The 16,410-nt window shown below is 48.7% G+C and carries 15 protein-coding genes; 4 read left to right on the top strand and 11 right to left on the bottom strand.

Annotation, left to right across the window (positions count from 1 at the left end):
- Window position 1: 1 nt before the first annotated feature.
- Genes gspL through gspC form a run of 10 tightly spaced genes read right to left on the bottom strand, consistent with a single transcriptional unit; the run spans window position 2 to window position 9,964 of the window.
- Window positions 2–1,213 (bottom strand): type II secretion system protein GspL, encoded by a 1,212-nt coding sequence (gspL, locus tag RJ47_RS12330; protein ID WP_038213280.1) that lies wholly within the window; start codon window positions 1,211–1,213, stop codon window positions 2–4.
- Entirely contained in the window at window positions 1,179–2,198 is a 1,020-nt protein-coding gene (gene gspK / locus RJ47_RS12325) for a type II secretion system minor pseudopilin GspK (RefSeq protein WP_039484111.1), read from the bottom strand. The genes gspL and gspK overlap by 35 nt, the downstream gene beginning before the upstream one ends.
- Window positions 2,185–2,841 carry a type II secretion system minor pseudopilin GspJ gene (gene gspJ / locus RJ47_RS12320; RefSeq protein ID WP_038213285.1) on the bottom strand — a complete coding sequence of 219 codons (657 nt, stop codon included), beginning with the start codon at window positions 2,839–2,841 and terminating at the stop codon, window positions 2,185–2,187. Before gspJ ends, gspK begins: the two co-directional genes overlap by 14 nt.
- On the bottom strand, window positions 2,828–3,184 hold the full coding sequence (gene gspI / locus RJ47_RS12315) for a type II secretion system minor pseudopilin GspI (protein ID WP_038213286.1): 357 nt from the start codon (window positions 3,182–3,184) through the stop codon (window positions 2,828–2,830). Before gspI ends, gspJ begins: the two co-directional genes overlap by 14 nt.
- Window positions 3,168–3,755 (bottom strand): type II secretion system minor pseudopilin GspH, encoded by a 588-nt coding sequence (gspH, locus tag RJ47_RS12310; RefSeq protein ID WP_038213288.1) that lies wholly within the window; start codon window positions 3,753–3,755, stop codon window positions 3,168–3,170. The genes gspI and gspH overlap by 17 nt, the downstream gene beginning before the upstream one ends.
- Before the next feature lie 44 nt (window positions 3,756–3,799).
- Window positions 3,800–4,243, bottom strand: a complete 444-nt coding sequence (gspG, locus tag RJ47_RS12305) for a type II secretion system major pseudopilin GspG (protein ID WP_038140834.1) — start codon at window positions 4,241–4,243, stop codon at window positions 3,800–3,802.
- Window positions 4,244–4,288: 45 nt separating this feature from the next.
- Window positions 4,289–5,512 carry a type II secretion system inner membrane protein GspF gene (gspF, locus tag RJ47_RS12300; protein ID WP_038140832.1) on the bottom strand — a complete coding sequence of 408 codons (1,224 nt, stop codon included), beginning with the start codon at window positions 5,510–5,512 and terminating at the stop codon, window positions 4,289–4,291.
- Complete coding sequence (gspE, locus tag RJ47_RS12295) at window positions 5,512–7,002, bottom strand: type II secretion system ATPase GspE (RefSeq protein WP_038192411.1); 1,491 nt, start codon at window positions 7,000–7,002, stop codon at window positions 5,512–5,514. Before gspE ends, gspF begins: the two co-directional genes overlap by 1 nt.
- On the bottom strand, window positions 7,002–9,035 hold the full coding sequence (gene gspD / locus RJ47_RS12290; RefSeq protein ID WP_038140828.1) for a type II secretion system secretin GspD: 2,034 nt from the start codon (window positions 9,033–9,035) through the stop codon (window positions 7,002–7,004). The genes gspE and gspD overlap by 1 nt, the downstream gene beginning before the upstream one ends.
- Before the next feature lie 38 nt (window positions 9,036–9,073).
- Window positions 9,074–9,964: a type II secretion system protein GspC gene (gspC, locus tag RJ47_RS12285; protein WP_052125162.1), complete on the bottom strand. Its 891-nt coding sequence runs from the start codon at window positions 9,962–9,964 to the stop codon at window positions 9,074–9,076.
- A gap of 224 nt (window positions 9,965–10,188) precedes the next feature.
- Between gspC and hslR the strand changes: the two genes are divergently transcribed.
- From hslR to RJ47_RS12265, 4 genes are all read left to right on the top strand, one after another.
- Window positions 10,189–10,575, top strand: coding sequence for a ribosome-associated heat shock protein Hsp15 (gene hslR, locus RJ47_RS12280; RefSeq protein ID WP_005472530.1), 387 nt, complete (start codon window positions 10,189–10,191; stop codon window positions 10,573–10,575).
- Between the two features lie 27 nt (window positions 10,576–10,602).
- Window positions 10,603–11,478: an Hsp33 family molecular chaperone HslO gene (hslO, locus tag RJ47_RS12275; RefSeq protein WP_005472509.1), complete on the top strand. Its 876-nt coding sequence runs from the start codon at window positions 10,603–10,605 to the stop codon at window positions 11,476–11,478.
- 338 nt (window positions 11,479–11,816) lie between these two features.
- Entirely contained in the window at window positions 11,817–13,448 is a 1,632-nt protein-coding gene (pckA, locus tag RJ47_RS12270; RefSeq protein ID WP_038140826.1) for a phosphoenolpyruvate carboxykinase (ATP), read from the top strand.
- A 109-nt stretch (window positions 13,449–13,557) separates the two neighbouring features.
- The gene (locus RJ47_RS12265; RefSeq protein ID WP_039484109.1) at window positions 13,558–15,516 is read left to right on the top strand and encodes an AsmA family protein; all 1,959 of its coding nucleotides are present in this window, start codon (window positions 13,558–13,560) and stop codon (window positions 15,514–15,516) included.
- On the opposite strand, the gene RJ47_RS12260 is transcribed toward RJ47_RS12265, so the two are convergent.
- On the bottom strand, window positions 15,474–16,409 hold the full coding sequence (locus RJ47_RS12260; RefSeq protein WP_005472601.1) for a bifunctional GNAT family N-acetyltransferase/hotdog fold thioesterase: 936 nt from the start codon (window positions 16,407–16,409) through the stop codon (window positions 15,474–15,476). The genes RJ47_RS12265 and RJ47_RS12260 overlap by 43 nt on opposite strands.
- Window position 16,410: the final 1 nt, after the last annotated feature.

Genomic DNA, 16,410 nt, shown 5'->3' with positions numbered 1-16,410 from the left:
CTTATAATGGCTTCAGTACGTAAGAACCGTTCACCAATGTGCCTGAACGATTCAACTGACCTTGCTCCACCTGATATTTACTTGCAAACAACTCCCGCGCTTTTTCAAACGTTTGGAAGTCTTTGCTTTGTGCTTGAATTCGAACTTCTTTACGAGCACCGTCAAACTTAAAGCTCGTTAACGTCAAACCAGGTACTTGTTTTAGTAGTGCCGGGAAACCCGTCATCCAAGTTAAGATGGATTCATCGACACTCCCGCCAGACAATCGCTTGGCTTCGCGATCCATTTCTCGTTTGAGATAACTCACCGTTGGAATCTTGTTTTTTCCCGGTAAAGACTGGCGAAAAATGCGTTCACTCTCGGCGCGATAAGCGGCAGCTTGCGCTTCATAGCGTTGAATCTGCAGCAGGTTGTCGACCATCACCACCGCCATAAGAACCACAGCCGCGACCGCCACCTTTTGCCACACCTTCCAATAACGGACTAGCGAAGACTTTGCCTTAAACTCACCTGTCAGCAACGTAATTTTGCTGCCAACCGCTTCTTGCGCCAGCATCTGCATCACGAGCGTTGGCTCACCATTGTGCCACTCTTGCCCGTCAGCTAAGGTAAGCTCAGGCAACGTTGAGTACGCGGTTAACGGCAAGTAGTCATCTTGCTGTTTAACCCAGTCCGATTGCGCCACCATGCCTAGCCAATCTGAGTGAATAGCAAGGCCTTGATGCGGCCCTTTTTTCAGTAGCCACATGTCGTCTAACTCAACCGCGCTGATGCCCTCTTGCGTTGGTAGCGCCAGCACGTCAGGCATCACCTTTTGGACTTGACAGCCTGCCTCAGCCAACCCATGAAGAATCTGCTTCAACCAACTTTTTTCAACCGCACACACTTGAGCGTGACCAGCCTGTTTGCCCAAAATGGTAAAGTGAAGCTGCTCTACATCTTGAGCCAATTCATCTTCAACAATAAATGGCAGCATGGCTTCAAATTGGCGGCTGCCACCCGCGGGAATTTCAACCTCAGTCAAAACAATGCTCGCCGTCGATAGCAGCACAATGGTGCGACGGTTGTCAGCATAATCGGTCAGATCAGAGAGATGCTCCCAACTCGCCAGCTCTCCGCTCGCGATCACTTCCTTTTGCTGCTCAGCCCAAACCAACCATTGAATGGCGGCGTTGGTATTATTGCTCAGTCGAACGATCAGAAACTCGCTCACCGATACCTCCAAAGCGACGGCTAATTACCGTGGCAGTTTCTCGATTATCACTAAATAGCAGGCTACGAATCCGCACTCGCGAATCCCCTACTAGTATTTCTGCATCCATTTCAAAATATTTACTATCAACCGATAGGTAACCTTTGATGGGTTTCAATGTTTCTTGTTTGATACTTGCAAACGCACCTTCATTCAAAAAGTCTTCGACGCTTGCCCAGCCGTCAAACGGTCGATCTTCCAATACCTGCTTGGCTTGGTCGACACTGATGTGGGGCTGGAATAACGCACTCAGGAGTTCTGCTTGCTCTGGGCGAACGGTATTGACGTTCAATCGAAACTCCGTCGTGGGTATGGCGCAAACGTAAGGCGCTAAGGTCTTCATCACCTCGCCAGAGACTTGGTGGATTGCGCGCAATTCAGAACTGTCTGCCAGTAAGCCGTTAGCCGCTAAGTAGGCAGGCGTCATTGACTCGTAGTAGCTGTCTTCCACGCCAGAAACGGAGTTAACCGTGGTATTTCGGTCAACAAATTCCCATACGGACTGGGCAACCGCTTCTGCTTGGTAATTCTCAACGTCTAACTGTTCCATCAGGTTCTGTAGGCTCTCGACTAGATACGGCACTTTATCTGAGCCAGCATCTTGCTTCGCATCCACTAAGGCGTTGAGATTAAAACAAGCCTGCTGATCCACCAATCGCCCCTTTAGGGTGCCGTAATCAAGTGGGTAAGTCTGCTCTTCAAGCGCCCAAGGCTGTGACAGGTTGATGGTGTCCGCATCTTTGTAGCTCTGCTCAATACCGACCTTAGCCAAGGCTTCGACACCAATGCTGTACCAGTAGGCTTGCTGGTAATTAATTTGATTGGTAGCTCGCTTAAACTGACCAAATAGGCGATCGGCCATACTCGCGGCAATACTGACCATAACCGCCAGAAGGAGTAACACCACGATCAAGGCAACACCGCGCTGAGGCTTAACTCGACTCATCGGTACCTCCGGTCGGCGTCAACTCTCCACCATTGGTGAGATAAATTCGCTCAATGCGCCCGTAATCCTTAAGCTCCAAAATGACCGTGATGGCTTGAGGCAGAGCGTTTTTCTTTTCCCACGTTTGTTGCCAGTTTTGACCATCAAAAAAGCGCAAATCAAAACTCTCGACCTTATCAATCAATGGCATCACCACAGGCGCTTGCCCTGCTGGTGTGTCAGGGTATCGCCACCACACACGCTCAAGTTGTTCATCTTTGATTCGATACCCCACTTTGGTTACCTCTCCACGAGGAAACTGCTGCTGTGGGTTATGCCAGCCACTACGGGCAAACATCACCCCTTTGGTGTCTGAGTCGAGCAGATAATCTTGCCAGTGAACAAGCTGTGATGACGGCACCTCACCTTGGGTGCGTGTTTGTCTGAGAGCCATTTGGCGAAAGTCATTGTTCATAAAGACCAAGGCGCGCTGCAAGGTTTTTAGCCGCTCACTGCGCTCCAAAGAGAGCTCATTACTGCGCTGAACTTGGTTTAGCACTTGATACGCACCGACACTCAAGCTGGCGAAAATAGCTATCGCAACCAAAACCTCAATAAGGGTAAAGCCTTGCTGGCGGCGCTGGAAACGCTTATTTGGCGACATAGCTTCTTACCGTCACGATGGAGGCGCCACCTTTTTTGTCTGACACACTGACATCAAAAGCCTGCAGTAAATCACCAGTTGTCGAAACAGGCTCGATTGTCCAGAACCACTCTCGACCAGCCAACTCTTCGCTTCCTTGTTTCTTGGTGGGTTTGCGACCCGACAAGATCACTTTCGCCATTTGATTATCCACCACCATTGAAGCGAAGGTTTTTTCCTCTAGGTAGCTGAGCGTATTAATGTGCTGACTCACTGAACGAATCGTAGCGATGGCAGCGGTGGCGAAAATCGCCAGTGCAACCAACACCTCTAATAAGGTGAAACCTTTATTGATCTTCTTCATCGCTCTCTCCCGGGGCTAGAACAATGATTTGGCCATTTTCTTTTGCCACTACTCGCCATGCATCCTTTTCGACACTTCGCTCTTGAGGATAAATGGCAATAGAAAATGGGGTCACTTCTCCGCTCGACATAATAAACACTTGCGGCGGCTTGAGCTTTTTCTCTTCTTCAACATCGGCAAACATCTCCTCATCAAACAGGCTACCTGGCTTGAAAAGTCGATCTTCGTCTTTCCAACTGTTTCCACCTAACTCAAGGAGCATCGCCAGTGAATCTGGTAGTTGTGCTTGTTCCGGAATCTGTTCATCGTCGAGTTTTTTCCAACCTTCGCTCTCAAGTGCCATTAAAAGGTAACTCGAGCGTTTTTCGTCAAAGCGCACACCGTAATCTCGGCCACTCAAAATCGCCTCCTCATTGAGAAGTTGTAAGCGATGATAAAGGGAGAGCGCCTGACTTTTCGCTTCGTCTGAGCTTTTCTGCGGTAATGTTGAGATGACAGCGACCGATGCAACTGAAAGCAGCACAAGTACTAATAAGATCTCAATGAGGGTAAACCCTTTACGGCTGAGCATAAGAATCGGGAGCAGTTGGCTGCCCCCTTTGCAAAGATTAGTGGTTACTGGAAGTCTTGAATGTTCCAGTTACCAATATCAGCATTGGCACCTTCACCGCCTTCTTGACCATCAGCACCTAGCGTGAAGATGTCCACTGACCCTTTGTCACCCGGGCTTAGGTATTGGTAGTCGTTACCCCAAGGGTCTGTCGGTAGGCGCTTGATGTAACCACCATCGCGATAGTTGCGTGGCTCTGGGCTAGATGGTTTGGTGACTAGTGCATCCAACCCTTGGTCGGTGTTCGGGTACACGCTGTTATCAAGCTTGTACATGTCTAGCGCATTTTCCAATGCCACGATATCCGTGATCGCTTTTTGTTGATCGGCTTTCTCTTTGTTGCCCAACAAGTTAGGCACAACAAAGCTCGCCAGAATGCCTAAGATAACAACAACAACCATGACTTCCAGTAAGGTAAAGCCAGACTGTTTCTTAGTTCTATTTTTCATTATTTTCTCCAAACCAAAATCTGAGGTACACGAGTGTCCTCTACGTTATCCACTCATTAAGTTGTTCATTTCTAGGATTGGCATCAAGGTCGCCATCACAATGAACAGTACTAACCCCGCCATCAAAGCAATCAACGCAGGGGTGAAAATTCCTAAAGCAATATTGATGGTCGACTCGAAGTTAGCGTCTTGGTTGTCCGCTGCACGGGTCAGCATCCCTTCCAGTTCACCACTTTGCTCACCACTGGCAATCATATGCAGCATCATCGGTGGGAACAACTTGGTCTGATCGAGAGCTTTGCGCAAACTTGCCCCTTCACGGACATTATCTCGCGCCAACATCACTTGCTGTTTAACAAAATGGTTGGACATAACATCCACCGCCACTTTCATCCCATCCAGAATCGGGATTGCGCTCGAGGTACAAATAGAGAGCGTTCGCGCAAATCGAGAGGTGTTGAGCCCGCGTGATATTTTACCAATCAGAGGCAAACGGACGACACGGCGATCCCAATTCAATCGCACGTTTGGCGAGCGCAGCATCATCTTGATCGCGTAAACCAAGACGATAATCGCAAGCAGCAGTTGCAAGCCCCAATGCTGAATAAAATCACTGGACGCCAACAAAAACTGCGTTGATTGAGGCAACTCTTGGCCCATTTGCACAAACTGACCGACGATTTTTGGCACCACTGCCGCAAGCAAGAACGCCACGATACCAACAGCAAACACCACCAGCACTACCGGATAAATCATCGCTTGCTGCAACTTTGAGCGCAGCTTCTGACGATTTTCCGCATAGTCAGCTAGACGCTCCAGTACGCCATCAAGGTGACCTGATTTTTCGCCCGCTTGAACCATCGAACGAAACAGCTCGTCAAAGATATGCGGGTAGTCCGCTAAGCTGTCGGCTAAGGTATAACCTTCCACCACTTTTGAGCGTACCGCGAGCAACATGGTGCGAATACGTGGCTTCTCGGATTGCTCAGAAACCGCCTTCAAGCACTCTTCCAGCGGCATACCGGATTGAACTAGGGTCGCAAGTTGACGAGTGATCAGCGCTAAATCCGGCGTACTGATACCACGCTTAAAACTCAGGCTCGGTTGGCTACTCTGCTTCTTGGCTTTCTGACGAGTTTCGTTCACCTCAACCGGCACCAGCCCTTGCTCTTTAAGACGAGCACGGACCTGACGGGCGTTATCGCCTTCGATCACGCCTTTCTGAGTCTTACCTTTGGCATTGAGAGCCTTATACTCAAATGCTGCCATTACCCTTCCTTAGTCACTCGCATCACTTCTTCAAGAGAGGTGATCCCATTGCGTACTTTGGATAAACCGTCTTCACGAATACTCGGCACGTCCTCACGAATCGCTTTTTCAATCGCTTGTTCACCCGCTTCGCCATGAATCAATTCTTGGACTTGCTCGTTCACCACCAAGAGTTCATGGATGCCGGTACGTCCGCGATAACCTTTGTAGTTACACGTCTCACAACCACATGGGCGATAGAGAGTCAGGTCCTCTTTCTTCTTCAGGCCAAACAGCTTTTTAGTCTCTTTGTCTGCTTCATAAGGCTCTTTACAGTCCGAGCACAACGTTCTGACTAGTCGCTGAGCCAGCACGCCAAGTAATGAAGAAGAAATCAGGAAGGGTTCAATGCCCATATCACGAAGACGTGTAATGGCACCTACCGCAGTATTGGTGTGCAGCGTCGACATCACTAAGTGACCTGTCAACGAGGCTTGGACTGCGATTTGCGCCGTTTCTAAGTCACGAATCTCTCCGACCATCACCACATCTGGGTCTTGACGCAAAATAGCACGCAAACCGCGAGCAAAGGTCATATCGACCTTCGGGTTGACCTGCGTTTGACCAATTCCATCGATATCAAATTCAATCGGATCTTCGACAGTCAGGATATTTCGCTCGTTGCTGTTGAGCTCTTGTAAGCCTGCGTACAAGGTTGTCGACTTACCCGAGCCAGTTGGACCGGTCACCAAAATGATGCCGTGCGGTCGCGCAATCATGGTCCGGAAGTGATCATGGTTGCGCTCTGTCATGCCCAAGCTGTGTAAATCTAAGCGGGTCGCGTTTTTATCTAGCAGACGCATTACCACGCGTTCACCATGGGATGAAGGCATGGTTGAAACACGCACATCCACCGCTCGGCCACCGATACGCAGCGAAATACGGCCGTCTTGTGGCACGCGTTTTTCTGCAATATCCAGTTTAGCCATGACCTTCACACGAGAAACCAATAGGGGCGACAGCTTACGGCTTGGAGACAAGACGTCACGAAGCACGCCATCAACACGGAATCGAATCGCTAGGCTCTTTTCAAACGTCTCAATATGAATATCAGAGGCGCCTTCTTTGATGGCCTCACCCAACATCGCGTTGATCAACTTGATGATTGGCGCATCGTCTTCTGACTCGAGCAAGTCTTCATCTTGAGGAAGGTCTTCTGCAAGCGAGAAGAAATCGTCATTGTCGGCACCAATGTCTTCCATTAACTGGCGAGCTTCCGACGAGTCACGCTGATACGCCTGCGTGAGCTTGTGTTCGAACGCCTCTTTCGTGAGCTCTTCTAGGGTGATGTTTTGCCCAGCCACGCGCTGCACTTCAAGCAGCGCTGGCACTGCGAGAGGCGCAATGTAATAGAGTACTGCCCCGCGCTCGCTTGGCTCTAGAACCAATTTAAAACGATTAGCGAAGCTGAAAGGCAAACGACGCACCGTGGTTACCGCTTCCATAGTCATTAGTTGGTTTCCATTTGATCAACGAATGCTTGGATTTCGGCAGGGTGGCGAATGTCATCCCCATATTTCGGCAGTACTGGAATATGACCATCATCCATCAATTTCAAACCTTGGTCGGCTTTATAGAGCTGTTCCGCTCGGATGAAGTTGTACTTACGCTGGGTAATACCATCGGCCGTCATGCCATCGCGAATGATGGTTGGCTTGATAAATACCATGAGGTTTTTCTTTTCAACCTGAGTGCTGGTCGACTTAAACAAATGCCCTAGCACAGGGATATCGCCAAGCAACGGCACTTTTGATTCACTTTCTAACGCTCGCTCGTCAATCAATCCACCCAGCACAATCATTTGGCCGTCATTCACCATCACCGACGTGTTCAACTGACGTTTAGCAAAACGAACATCCACTGCACCATTAGGGCTCAAGACGTTAGAAACTTCTTGCTCAATGTTAAGCTGAACAGAGTTACCTTCATTGATTTGTGGAACCACTTTAAGCTTGATGCCCACTTCCTTACGATCAACCGTTTGGAATGGGTTGTCATTGCTTGAGCCGGCGGTAGAGCCTGTAAGTACAGGTACTTCCTCACCAACAATGAACGACGCTTCACCATTATCCATAACAGTAATGCTTGGAGAGGACAGGATGTTTGAGTTTGAATCAGTCGACACGGCACTGATCAACGCCGTCCAGTCACCCATCACTAAGCTCACCGCTGCGCCGTTTACGCCAGCCAAGGCCGCAGCTAATGTCGAGTAATCACCTTTTTCTGTCGTGGTCTCATTTCGAAGGAAATCACCATCAGAGTTGTAAACCGCTTTCGTGGTCTCAGTGTCCTTAGCTTCTTCTAGACCGACCATCACTTTGCCAATCGGTGCGCCTGCGTTGCCATACTGAATCATGGCACCCGTCTCTAACGAACCCCATTGCACGCCAAGATTAATACCGTCACCTTCTGCCATCTCAACAATAAGTGCCTCAATCAATACCTGAGCTCGGCGAATATCTAGCTGAGAAATCACATCTTGAAGTGCATTCATGATATCTGGCGGCGCAGTCAGTACTAACGCATTGGTATCTGGGTGCGCTGCGATCATCACTTCACCACGCTTGGCACTTGAACTGCTCTTGCTTCCCGCGGACTTTTCAGCTTGAAGGTTGTCTGACACGCCTTTTAGCACATCAACCAATTCTTCTGCTTTGGCATATTTTAGATACACAACGCGATTGTTGCCTTTCGATGCCATTTCTACATCAAGCTGCTTGATCAACTTACGTAAACGCTGGCGCACTTGAGGGTCACCAGAGATGAGGATTGAGTTTGTTCGGTCGTCAGCCACAAGTTTAGGCTGTAGAAAAGCAGGGGTGTTTTTGCTGTCATTGGTTTTATTAAGTGCTTCAACGATTCGCACCATTTCAGCGGCTGATGCGTTATCAAGATCAACCACTTCGATCTCTTTGTCACCCGCTTGGTCGACACGCTTGATGATGTCAGCCAAACGGTTCACAACCGCAGCACGGCCAGTAATCAAGATGATGTTTGCCGGATCGTAGTGCACGACGTTACCCGCACCGGCATTGTCGTTTAACTGGCGTAATAGAGGAGAAAGCTCACGGACAGAAACGTTGCGCACCGCGACCACTCGCGTCACGACTTCATCGCCTTTTACCGAGCCGTCGCCCACCACTGGAATCGCAGAAGTTTTGGCGTCTTTCGACTTAACGACCTTAACAACGCCGTTGTCCATTTCAACCACGGCATAACCATACACTTCCAATACATTGAGGAAGAAGCTGTAGTATTGCTCTTCCGTCAACATATCGTAACTACGCACGTCAACTTTGCCGCGAACGGAAGGGTCAACAATGATGGTTTTATCTAGGTTACGGCCAACAATATTGATGAATTCTTGAATGTCTGTGCCTTTGAAGCTGGCACTGAACGTGTTTTCGTTCGCCGTGACTAAGCTAGGTGCGGTCAGTAAGCTTCCTGCTAAAAGCCATGCGCTTTTCTTGAGCCAATGGTTCACTCGTTACTCCTCATGCGATGAACAAAGCCAACGCTGTTTTATAATTCAATGTATATCTCGTAGGGTTGGCCATCTCGCTCAACCGTGAGAGTCAACTCAGTCATGTCAGAGATGGTTTGGAAAATCTCTCCCATCGCCGCTGAGTCTTTTAAATCCAATCCATTTATTTGTGTCGCGACATCACCCGGTTTTAAACCGACAGAGTCAAACAGCGCTTTATCTTTACCCGGTGTCAGTCGGTAGCCCAAGACGTCGCCATCTCGCTTCACCTGTGACATTCGGACATATTGGAAGATTTGCTTCGCGTCCTGTTGGATTTCTTGGCGTATCTGCTCGAGTTTTTGCTCTGAGACTTGAGCAGGTTGACGAACAGGTGAAGTGTCTGGTGTCGGCTGGGGTTTGGTGTACTTCAAGCCTTCCAACATGACCGTCTCGTTGCGACCAGCATTGTCGATAATCACACGGTCAACCTGTACTTGGTATAATTTCGCTCGCGTGCCTTCTATAACTTCGCCAATCCCGTAGGTGGCTTGCTTGCCTCGATTGGCGATCACCGCGAGGCTCTTATTAGAGTTTGTACTCTGAACCACGCCCACCAATACCACATTCAAACGGCTTTTCGGAGCATCTTCGACTTTTGGTTGTGTAACAACTTGACGTTGCTCCTGATATTCACCGAATAAGTGACTATTCTGCAGCTCTGACAAGTTGACGGTTTGTGAGGCGGTAGGCTTCCCAGACGAGGCGAGGACAGGTTGCCATTTAGTCACGCTATCAGACACTAAAGGTTGCCAAATCAGTTGTCCTAAAATCCACGCACTCAACGCGAGCAACAACGTCATTAAGGTAAAGCTAATACGCTGCTGCACTTGAACTTCTTTTACTGACTCGCCCAACTTATAAAGTGCGCTTACGCCTTGTTGCTTCACTGAATATCCTTCTCGTTTGCGCTGAGTAAAAATGGCGCCCGATAATCAAAAGGGCAGCCAATCATTGTACCAAAATATGAAACAAGCTAAACCGTTTACTCTATTTGTACAGCCTTGCAAAAGACATTTTTGCAACTCTCGCTTGAAAAATGGGCGGCATGTCACCATTGTTACTTCAACATATTGGCATCCACATCCACCATCCTTAGAGGTCACTATTCCCAATGGGTTCCCAAACAGAAGCAGTCAGACTCGATAAATGGCTTTGGGCCGCGCGCTTTTATAAGACTCGCTCCATTGCTCGAAATATGGTCGATGGCGGCAAAGTTCACTATAATGGCCAACGAAGCAAGCCGAGTAAGGCTGTTGAACTCGGTGCCATCATTACCCTTCGTCAAGGTCACGAAGAGAAAACCGTTGTAATAGAAAAGATTTCTGATCAACGCCGTGGCGCCCCAGAAGCTCAAACCCTATACAGTGAAACCGCCGAAAGCGTAAATAAGCGTGAAGAAAACGCCATGCAGCGAAAACTTCATGCTCACAATCCTAGCCCTGATCGTCGCCCCGATAAGAAACAGCGTCGCGACATCATCAAGTTTAAACATCAGTAAGTACCATACGTACGAGGAAACCACTCCATGTCAAACAACGTATTAAACCGCTACCTTTTCGAAGATCTCTCTGTACGTGGTGAGTTGGTACAATTGGATGAAGCATACCAACGTATTATTTCTAGCAAGGAATACCCAGCTGCACTGCAAAAGCTGCTTGGTGAGCTACTCGTTTCAACGACCCTTCTTACGGCAACACTAAAGTTCGAAGGTTCCATTACCATGCAACTTCAAGGTGATGGACCGGTATCACTGGCGGTTATCAACGGTGATCACGACCAAAAGATCCGTGGCGTTGCACGCTGGGAAGGTGACATCGCTGAAGACGCGTCAATCCATGACATGATGGGTAAAGGTTATCTTGTCATTACGATTGAGCCGAAAAAAGGTGAGCGATACCAAGGTATTGTTGCGCTAGAAGGCGACAATCTGGCAGAAATCCTAGAAGGTTACTTCGCCAACTCTGAGCAGCTTAAAACGCGCATTTGGATCCGCAATGGCGAGATCGACGGCAAGAAGCACGCTGCAGGTATGCTTATTCAGGTAATGCCAGACGGTACAGGTTCACCAGAGGACTTTGAGCACCTCGAGCAGTTGACGGACACCGTCAAAAACGAAGAGTTGTTCACGCTTGAAGCCAATGAGCTGCTATATCGTTTATACAACCAGGAGAAAGTTCGTCTATTTGAACCACAACCTGTTGAATTCCACTGTGGCTGTTCACGTGAACGCAGCGGTGCCGCGATCGTGACGATCGATCGAGCAGAAGTGAACGACATTTTAGCCGAGCTTGGTTCAATTTCTTTACATTGTGATTACTGCGGCACGACATATACGTATGACGAAGCAGAGGTCTCTGAGCTATTTATTGAAGCAAATTCGGGCAATAAAACCCTGCATTAATTTTCATAGCTTATCAAGCACGTAATTTTCCTATCAAAAGGCCTGCACCACGCAGGCCTTTTTGTGATCAAAAGCCCGCTACACCTAGCCTGAACTGTAATAAAACAACTGGTTAATTTTAATCAATTATTAATTCTTTTGCCCTAGCGCAATGCTTTGCGCACACGATAAACTATCCCAGCCAATATGTGATGAGTCGCTTAAAACCCCACGAAAATCATGGATATTTTTTGAGCTATATCCCTGTTTTCTCGCAAGCCCATTGCTAGCATGGTGAGCAGATAAAAATTACAAAAATTCTTACAAAATCCCTACAAATATTCCGATAAGGAGCACCTATGACCGTTATGGAACATACAAAGGCTGCAACAATTGATCTTACTAAACATGGGCTGCAAAACGTAAAAGAGGTTGTTCGTAACCCAAGCTACGAAATGTTGTTCGAAGAAGAGACTCGTGCTGATCTGGAAGGCTACGAAAAAGGTGTAGTTACCGAATTAGGCGCTGTTGCAGTTGATACCGGTATTTTTACTGGCCGCTCACCGAAAGATAAGTACATCGTCAAAGACGCAACCACAGAAGAGCATATGTGGTGGACCTCTGACGCCGTTAAAAATGACAACAAGCCAATCGATCAAGCGGTATGGAATGATCTTAAAGAGCTCGTGACCAACCAGCTTTCTGGTAAGCGCGTGTTTGTCATTGACGGTTACTGTGGTGCAAACCCTGATACTCGTTTGAGCATTCGTGTTATCACCGAGGTGGCATGGCAAGCGCACTTCGTGAAAAACATGTTCATCCGTCCTTCAGAAGAAGAGCTTGCAACGTTTGAACCTGACTTCGTGGTCATGAATGGCGCGAAATGCACCAACCAGAAGTGGAAAGAGCACGGTCTGAACTCTGAAAACTTCACCGTGTTTAACTTAACTGAGCGCATGCAGTTAATCGGCGGTACTTGGTATGGCGGCGAGATGAAGAAAGGTATGTTCGCCATGATGAACTACTTCCTGCCACTTAAAGGGATCGCGTCAATGCACTGTAGTGCGAACAAGTGCAAAGAAAACGGCGATGTGGCGATCTTCTTTGGCCTTTCTGGTACGGGTAAAACAACCCTATCGACAGACCCTAAACGTGAGTTAATCGGCGACGATGAGCACGGCTGGGACGACGACGGTATCTTCAACTTCGAAGGCGGTTGTTATGCGAAGACAATCAAGCTCTCGAAAGAAGCTGAGCCGGACATCTACAACGCGATTCGCCGTGATGCGCTGCTAGAAAACGTCACCGTACGTAATGATGGTTCTATTGACTTTGATGACGGTTCTAAAACAGAGAACACGCGTGTCTCTTACCCAATCGAGCACATTGAGAACATTGTGAAGCCGGTGTCTAAAGCAGGCCATGCTAACAAGGTTATCTTCCTATCAGCAGATGCGTTTGGTGTACTTCCACCAGTATCGAAACTGACTCCGGAACAAACTAAGTACCACTTCCTATCAGGCTTTACCGCAAAACTGGCGGGCACTGAGCGTGGTATTACAGAGCCAACACCAACGTTCTCAGCATGTTTTGGCGCGGCATTCCTGACACTGCACCCAACCAAATACGCTGAAGTATTGGTTAAGCGTATGGAAGCGGCAGGCGCAGAAGCGTACCTTGTCAACACGGGCTGGAACGGCAGCGGTAAACGTATCTCTATCCAAGATACGCGCGGCATCATTGACGCAATCCTAGATGGCTCTATCGAAGAAGCGGAAACGAAGCACATTCCGATCTTCAACCTAGAAGTGCCAACCGCGCTACACGATGTGGATCCAACCATTCTCGACCCTCGCGATACTTACACTGACCCACTTCAATGGGAAAGTAAGGCAAAAGATCTTGCGAGCCGCTTTATCAATAACTTTGATAAGTACACCGACAACGATGAAGGTAAATCATTAGTCGCAGCTGGCCCTCAGCTTGATTAGTGATATCGACATCAAATCGTAATCTAAGCCCCTCTTTTGAGGGGCTTTTTGTTGCCTGATGGTCAAAAATGTTTCAAGCTAACAGCACTAAAGCGAGGGAATACGTGCTGTGAAGAAACCGCTGATACTGACCACCATCATCCTGATAAGCCTAATTTGCCTTTCGTTGCTATCGTTGTTTGCCATACTGCAGACACGCCACGCGCCGCAAGTGGTTAGCTATTTGTTGGAGCAACTCACCCCCTACCGAGTAAATACCCAGCAAGTTACCTACACACCACCACTCCAGCTTTCTCTACAAGATGTAGTTGTCGAACGAGAACAACAACAAGCACGCATTCCAAAGCTGACCGTATGGCTCAGTCAGTCGTTCTGGCAAAATGGCAAGCTCGCTTTCGATTCATTACTCGTTGAAGGCGCAACACTCGACCTTAGCCACAATTACGCTTCGATGCTGGACGGCATTACCCTTCGCCAAGTGGCGCTTCAGCATGTCGATCTTACTTCGGACCAATGGTCAGCGAGAGAGGTCAATTTGCAGGTCGAGAATCCTGAATGGAAGCAAAACAATCAGGCCCTGCCCTTTGGCGATATTCAATTTTCAGCAAAACAGCTTTATGTTCGTGGCGAAGCCCTGAACGACGTCTTGGTTGATGCTCAATACAAACCTCAGAACAGCACTCTCTATGGCGCATCATTCAAATGGCATGGTGCTGAGTTCTCTGGTCAAGCAGAGCAATTTCAACAAGGCTGGTCACTCATCAATGTGACGATTTTTGATCTCAATCTCGACAGCGTTGCCCCGGCCACAAAACTGATCAACACATTGAACTCTCTAGAGTTTCCGGTCTACCACATCAACAGCCTTGATATACTGCGAAGCAACGTTAACTACCAAGGTTGGCATTTTGAACAGTTGGATGCCTCAATCGAGAATCTTTATCTCAATCAGTCGCTTTGGCAGCAGGAAAATGGCTACTTCTCGTTTGATGCCGAACTGCTCACTCACCAAGAGTTAAGGTTTATTAACCCAACGGCCGAGCTTGGATTTGGGCAAAATGACATTAACGTTGAGCTGTTTAACGCCGACTTCAAACAAGGCTGGCTGCAATTTAAAGGCAAACTATCCCAAGAACGCATTGCGCTTGATGAACTCAGAGCCTCTGGCGTGAAGTGGCTTGAAGACCTGCCTCAAATGAGCAGCGAGTTAAAGGCGCTGGCTTTATCGCTCAACTCTCTGACCATCAAAGAGCTCGACGTGCGTAACAGTCAATTTATTCAAGTGGAAAAACGCCCCTATTGGCAGGTATCAGGACTGAGTATCGAAGGGCGTGACCTTGAGTTCATCAATCCCCAGCAAACGGGGTTACTGAACGGCAAGATTGAGCTAAGCGCTAGTAACGCCAGCCTAGATAACCTATTGAGCACTCAGTTGGTTGTGGAGATGCAAGCTGAGCAAGGGAACCTGAATCTGGAGCGCGCCTTCTTCCCGCTTCAGGCTGGCTACATCGAAGCCAATGGCCAGTGGGATCGTAGCAGCATCAGCGCTCCGTGGAGGCTAACCCTGCATGCCGATGGCGTACCTGCCGACTTACCACTGTTTGATGCACAGCTGCCATTTCACCTGCAAGGGATGGCAGAAGTTGAGCTTGATCTATCCGGTTTATCTGGTGATTACGCCATGTTTGCTCATAGCCTGTCCGGCGATGCCAAACTGCAACTGCATCAAACCACGCTCAAAGCAAAGAGCGCCGACGGTGGAACCAGTTTCGAACAGGAATGGCCATTAGAGACGATTTCGATTCAGGCCGACCGAGGGCGGCTGAGCCTTTCTTCCAAAGGAGAAGAAGCCGAACTGACAGGGCATATTGATATGCTAAAGCCGGAATTTGCGACGCTACTCTTTCGCACTCAAACCCCATGTCAGCGGTTGTGGTCGGATATTTTCAGTTTAACCAATGTAATTGAACAAACCTGCCAAGAGGTAGAGGTCGCGCCACCAGCCCATGCTGATGGCGTGCAACATCAAGAAGAGGCGTCTGACTCTTCCGGCAAAATCGCCTTGTAGTTGGGTAGCAGCATGTAGGTGCCAATGAACTCAACGGCGGCGTCATCACCGCTGTAGATAGTCACATGAATGACAATCCGCGCTTTGCGGCCAGACGCGAGTCGGTCTAAATCTCCACTGATGCCGTCAAGAGATGTCGATGCAACTGGATTCTGGGTCACTGGATGACGATAGCGGATCTGGCTGTCTGCCAGCACGATATCTCCGGTAAGATTACGCTCTTTCATCAATAACCATGTCATGCCCCATCCGGTTAAGGTCGCCAGCGTAAAGGCCGAGCCAGCAAACATCGTATTGTGTGGGTTTAGGTTGGGGTTTAATTGGGCACTACACTCAAACTGATAACCCGTGTATTGGTTAATCTTGATGCCCATTTTGTCACTGATGGGAATTTGATTTTCCCAACGCTCTTGCAGCTCCGTGCACCACTCCGGCTTGCGAAGGACATTGGCCATTGGATCAAGGGGTTTAACCATCTGTAGATGGCGAACAGGGCCACGCTCATCCGTCAGCTCACCTCGCCTCTCAAAGCCGTTTTTCTCATAGAAGGCGATCGCATCTTCACGAGCATTACACACCAAGCGCTTTGCCCCTTCTTGGCGAGCCAAGGATTCAAGAGCAACGAGCACGAGCGACCCCATCCCTTTGCTTCGGCGAGCACCTTTTACCGCCATATAGCGAATCTGACCTTCGCTATCAGGGGTGATGTATAAACGCCCAATCGCCATAGGTCGCCCACGGCCATCGACAATCATGCGGTGGTGACTCATTGGATCGTACTCATCTCGCTCTGAACCAAGCGGCATGCGCCAAGGCTCACGCAGCATTTGCCAACGAAAGTGATAGTACTTATTCAGTTGGTTTTCCGTTTTTGGCGTAATCAGCTTAAACATA

The organism is Vibrio sinaloensis (assembly GCF_000808535.1).
GTDB lineage: Bacteria > Pseudomonadota > Gammaproteobacteria > Enterobacterales > Vibrionaceae > Vibrio > Vibrio sinaloensis_D.
This window is presented reverse-complemented; position numbering and strand designations above follow the sequence as displayed.